This window comes from Streptomyces sp. NPDC059371 (genome assembly GCF_042751995.1).
Classification (GTDB): domain Bacteria; phylum Actinomycetota; class Actinomycetes; order Streptomycetales; family Streptomycetaceae; genus Streptomyces.
Genome location: NZ_JBHYXD010000191.1, coordinates 1 through 5,138, shown reverse-complemented (window position 1 = coordinate 5,138; position 5,138 = coordinate 1). Strand labels below are relative to the sequence as shown.

Here is a 5,138-nt window from a genome sequence, read left to right as displayed (position 1 = left end):
CGGCCCCCGCCCTGTGCGCCGCCCCCGCCCCCCGGGCGGGGGCCGCCCCCGGGTGGCCCGGGGCCCCGCCCCAGGCCGTTCGTCATTCCTCGGGGCGCGCCCGGGCGGCGCACCACCTTCCCTCCGCGGTGAGCCTCCTGCCATGATCACCGCAGAAACGTGCGGGCCCGCCCGGTCACGGGCTCCCGCCCGCCGGACCCCGTTCCGGGCCGACCGGCGCGGGCCGCGACGCAGCCAGTGAGGAGCCCGAGTGACGTACGACGTCGGCGCGCTGCGTGCCGAGATCCCCGCCCTGCTGTCCGGTGTCGCGCACTTCGACGGGCCGGGCGGCACCCAGACCCCGGCCAGGGTGGCCGGGGCGATCGCGGACGCGCTCACCGGACCGCTGTCGATCCGGGGACGCCTGACGCCGGGAGAGGTGAACGCGGAGAACCTGGTCCAGGGGTTCCGGCAGGCCGTCGCCGACCTGGTGGGCGGTCGTCCGTCCGGTGTCGTCTTCGGCCGCAGCGCCACCCAGCTCACCTACGACCTCGCCCGGGCGCTGGTGAAGGACTGGGCACCCGGCGACGAGATCGTCGTCAGCCGTCTCGACCACGACGCGAACATCCGGCCCTGGCTCCAGGCGGCCGAACAGGCGGGTGCCCACGTGCGCTGGGCGGACTTCGATCCGGAATCGGCCGAACTCCCGCCCTCGGTGGTGGGCGCCCTGCTGACCGAGCGCACCCGGCTGGTCGCGGTCACCGCCGCCTCGAACCTCACGGGGACCGTGCCCGACGTCGCCTCGATCGCCCGCCTGGTCCACCGTCACCCGAGGGCACTGCTGTACGTCGACGGGGTGCACTACGCGGCGCACACCTTCGTGGACGTCACCCGGCTCGGCGCCGACTTCTTCGTGTGCTCGCCCTACAAATTCCTCGGCCCGCACCACGGTGTCCTCACCGCTTCCCCGGAGCTGCTGGAGCGACTGCACCCGGACAAACTGCTGCCGTCCACCGACACGGTGCCCGAACGGTTCGAACTGGGGACACTGCCCTACGAGTTGCTCGCCGGCACCACCGCCGCGATCGATGTCCTCGCCGGACTCTCGGGCGAGACGACCGGTGCTCGCCGAGACCGTCTGCGTACGGCCTTCGCGGCGATCGAGCGACACGAGGGAGCGCTGTGCGAGCGGTTGGAGGCGGGCCTGGCCGGGCTGCCCGGTGTCACGGTCCGCTCCCGGGCGGCCGAGCGCACGCCCACCCTGCTGCTGACGTTCGACGGCCGGAAGGCGGCGGACGCCTCCGTGTTCCTGGCGGGCCGCGGGGTGCACGCGCCCGCCGGATCGTTCTACGCGCTGGAGGCGTCCCGGCACCTCGGCCTCGGGGACACCGGGGGCCTGCGCGTCGGGCTCTCGCCGTACAGCGACGCGGACGACGTCGACCGGCTGCTGGAGGGGCTGGGGGCCTTTCAGCGGTCGTAGGCGCGGGGGACGGTTCCCGGTCAGGAGACCGCCGGCGTCCGCGGATCCGTCGTCGGGTCGTCCGGGGCGGTGATCAGGTGGAGCGCCTCGGCGAGGTGACGTGGACGCAGGAGTCCGGCGCCGGGCGGGGCGTTCCAGCCCGGCCCGCTCAACAGGATCCGGCTCCGGGTCCGTGCTCCCCGTACGCCCCAGCGCGTGGCGGCGATGTGCCGGGCGAGCGGCAGGTTCGCCGTGGACCACGACTGGGACCACAGGACGACCGCCGGGGGACCGACGCGCTGCACCGCCGCGATGAGTGCCTCGGGCGGGACGGCGCCGCCGAGGGTCACGGCGGGTACGCCCCGTTCCGCGAGTGCCGCGTTGAGCGCTTCCAGGGGCAGGGTGTGCTGTTCGCCCGGAACGCAGGCCAGCAGGACGGGCGACGCGGCGGCGGGCGGTGCCTGTCCCGCCGCGGACACGTAGGCGTGTCGCAGGGTGGCGGAGACGTGCCAGGTCAGAAGGTGCTCGACCTCGACATAACGGTCCCCCGAGGACTCCCACTTGCGGCCCACCGCCCGCAGGGCGGGCACCATCACGTCCTCCCAGGCCCGGGCCAGACCGTGCGTGCGGACCGCCACCGCCAGCCGGGCCTGGACGGCGTGGGCGTCCAGCCGGACGGCGGCACGCGCGAGACCCCGGCTTTCCTGGGCCGCGTCACCCGGGGCCGGCCCGGTGTCCGGCGCTCTGGTGCCCGGTGGCTCGGTCCCTGACGGCCCGGCGCCCGACGGGGATTCCGGAGTTCCCGGACCCGGAGCGGTCGCGGACGCCTCCTCCGGAACCCGGAGGCCGGTTCGCGCGGGGGCACCGGTCCGCGTGCCGGCGGCGGCCTGTGTACGGCCCGCGGTCCGCGTACGAGCGGCGGCCCCCGTCCGGGCGGCGGCGGTCCCCTTCCGCGCTGCCAGGGCCGGCGACGCGGCGACCCGGCCGCGAGCCGCCTCCTTCGCCGCGCGGGCGGCTTCGGCGGGGGGCAGACCGGCGGCTGTCAGGCGGCACATCTCCCGGACCATGGCCACGTCGTCGGGCGACCAGCGGCGATGCCGGCCGTCGGCCCGCACCGCGGGCCCCAGACCGTACCGCCGGTCCCAGGACCGCAACGTCGTGGGCGACACTCCGACTTTGCGCGCCAGGAACCCGGTGGTCACTCCCACACCGGCCGTCTCCGTCTCGTCGCCGGCGCTCAGTTCCACGGCCGGGCTCCCGGGAGAACGCGCGACGGCGCATTGCCGGCGATGCCCCATCCGGGGGTGGACGGGCCCGGTGCACGGTGGCAGCGGTTCATGACGGGCCTCGCCTCGATTCCGGAGCCGCCCGGGACCCGGCCGGTCCGCCGGGCTCATCCCTGCTTCGGCCCGGGAAGGCCCCCCGGATGCAGCGAACGGGCCCGCCGTGACACCGGGCCCGCCCCGCCTTCCTCAGGAACCCCCGCGGGGACCGTCGAGGAGGTGGTGCAGGATGGTCTCGGGGTCGCTGAGTGCCGAGTGCAGCAGGGCCTGCTCGTAGCGGTCGTCGCCGAGGAGGGAGCGGGCCGTGTCCTCGTAGCGCGCGCGTACCGGGCCCAGTTCGGGGGTGCCGCGCTGCGGATGACCGACGGCGCTCCAGTAGGTCTCCCCGGCGGCGTACGCGGCCACCGCGCGTTCGCCCGCGCCCTGGGCGGCGAGGGCGGAGGCCAGCAGATCCAGGCCGAGCGCGATGCCGAAACTGTCCCCGATGTGCCGCTTGCCGTCCAGCATCGACAGGGCGTGGGCGGTGGCGTCCTCCGCGCGGTCCTCGAAGAGGGCGATGAGCGAGAGCTGGTAGTCGGCGTACGAGCGCGTCCACCACTCACCGCGGGCGACACAGCCGTGCCGCAGTTCCTCCGCCGCCCGGCGTGCCTCGTCCAGCAGCCCCTCCGCGGTGAGCGCGAACACCCGGACCAGGTGGCACAGAACGTGCCCCGCGGAGGTGAACGCCGTCCCGCCGGCTCCCCGCAACGCGCCCTCGATCTCGTGTCTGGCCGCCATGGGCCGCCCCTGAAGCAGGTGGGTCAGCCCCAGGAGATAGGCGGCGTACAGGGTTCCCCCGGCGTCCTCCTGGAGAGCCGCGCGGTCCCGGCAGAACACCGCGAGCTGCCCCGCCTGTTCGTGTTCGCCGCGCAGGACACGGGTGACGCCCAGCGCCCACAGGGCCCTCGCCCTGACCGGGCCGGACGCGGCGGACAGGGCCAGCGCGTCCTCCGTACACCGCCGCCTCTCTGAGATGTCCGCAGCAGCTCCACGGGAAGGCGAGCAGACCGGTCAGTTCGAGGGCCGCGTCCGGCCGTGCGGAGAGCAGATGGTCGAGCGCCGCGCACAGATCGGCGTGCGCCGAGCCGAGGCGTTCGTACCACCGCGCCTGCTGTTCTCCCAGCCAGCCGGCCTGGGCGTCGCGGGCCATCGCCAGGAAGTGCGAGGCGTGCCGGTCCGCCGACTCCCGGCTCTCGCCCACCTGGTCGAGCCACATACGGCCGTACTCCCGGACGGTGTCGAGCATCCGGTACCCGGAACCGGCCCGCGACAGCACCGACTTCCTCACCAGGCCCGTCAGCGCCCGGTCGACGTCGCTCTCGGGGAGCGGGCCCCCGCCGCACACGAGGCGCACCGTCGTCGCGTCCACCGGCTCCCGGAACACCGACATCCGCGCCCACAGCAGGCGTTCGACGGGCGCGCACAGTTCGTGGCTCCAGCCGATCGTCGTCCGTACCGCCCGGTGCCGCGGCGGCCCGGGGAGCGGACCGTCCGCCGTGATGTCCAGGCGCCGGCCGAGCTCCAGCTCGACCTCCCCGACCGTACGGTGCGCGAGCTGTCCGGCGATCAACTCCACGGCCAGCGGCATGCCTTCGAGCCGCTCGCACAGCCGGGCGGCGGTCACCATGTCCGCCGGGGAGGACAACGGGGTGCCCGCCGCGGCCGCGCGCAGGCGGAACATCTCCACGGCGTCCGTGGCCGGAGGCAACGGCTCCACCGCGACGACATGTTCACCGGGGACACCGAGCGGCTCCCGGCTCGTCGCGAGGACGGTCAGGCGCGGGCAGGCCGATGTCAGGCGGGCGACCAGACGGCGGCAGGGGCCGACCAGATGCTCACAGGAGTCCAGGACGAGCAGGGCGTCCCGGTCGGCCAGCCATGCGGCCAGGGAGTCGAGTGCCTGGTCGGTCGTGTGGTCCGCGAAGTCCACCGCGTCGGCCACGGTCGCGACGAGCAGCCGGTCGTCCCGCAACGGCCACAGGTCGGCCCAGGCCACCCCGCGTTCTCCCGCGTGCAGCACCCGGTCCGCCGCCTCCAGCGCCAGCCGGCTCTTCCCCACACCGCCGGCCCCGGTGAGGGTCACGACACGCTCCTCGCGCAACGCGTCGTCCAGGTGGGCGAGTTCACCCCGGCGACCGACGAAACCGGGCGGAACGGCCGGAAGATTTCTCAGCACACGCACAGTCTTTCGGCCTCGGCGTCCCCTGTGTGCCGACTTCGCCGACTCGGTACCGCGTTCATGGGCCGACGGGGGAGGGGCGGCGGCGGGCGGCCCGCGGCCCCCGCGGCCGCCCCGGGGGCCCCCCCCCGCCGCGGGGGGGCCCCCCGGGGGGCCCCGCCTCCCGGCGGGCGCCGGGCACGGGCATTCCCACAGCCAC

At 75.5% G+C, this 5,138-nt stretch carries 4 protein-coding genes; 1 reads left to right on the top strand and 3 read right to left on the bottom strand.

The window, feature by feature from the left end; genetic code table 11:
• The first annotated feature begins 250 nt into the window (after positions 1–250).
• A complete protein-coding gene (locus tag ACFXGX_RS42985) occupies positions 251–1,459 on the top strand; it encodes a cysteine desulfurase-like protein (RefSeq protein ID WP_384803881.1) in 1,209 nt (402 codons plus the stop codon).
• 20 nt (positions 1,460–1,479) lie between these two features.
• On the opposite strand, the gene ACFXGX_RS42980 is transcribed toward ACFXGX_RS42985, so the two are convergent.
• From ACFXGX_RS42980 to ACFXGX_RS42970, 3 genes are all read right to left on the bottom strand, one after another.
• Positions 1,480–2,685, bottom strand: coding sequence for a MerR family transcriptional regulator (locus ACFXGX_RS42980; RefSeq protein ID WP_384803878.1), 1,206 nt, complete (start codon positions 2,683–2,685; stop codon positions 1,480–1,482).
• Positions 2,686–2,910: 225 nt separating this feature from the next.
• Complete coding sequence (locus ACFXGX_RS42975) at positions 2,911–3,405, bottom strand: hypothetical protein (protein WP_384803875.1); 495 nt, start codon at positions 3,403–3,405, stop codon at positions 2,911–2,913.
• Positions 3,320–4,936, bottom strand: a complete 1,617-nt coding sequence (locus ACFXGX_RS42970; protein ID WP_384803872.1) for an ATP-binding protein — start codon at positions 4,934–4,936, stop codon at positions 3,320–3,322. The genes ACFXGX_RS42975 and ACFXGX_RS42970 overlap by 86 nt, the downstream gene beginning before the upstream one ends.
• Positions 4,937–5,138: the final 202 nt, after the last annotated feature.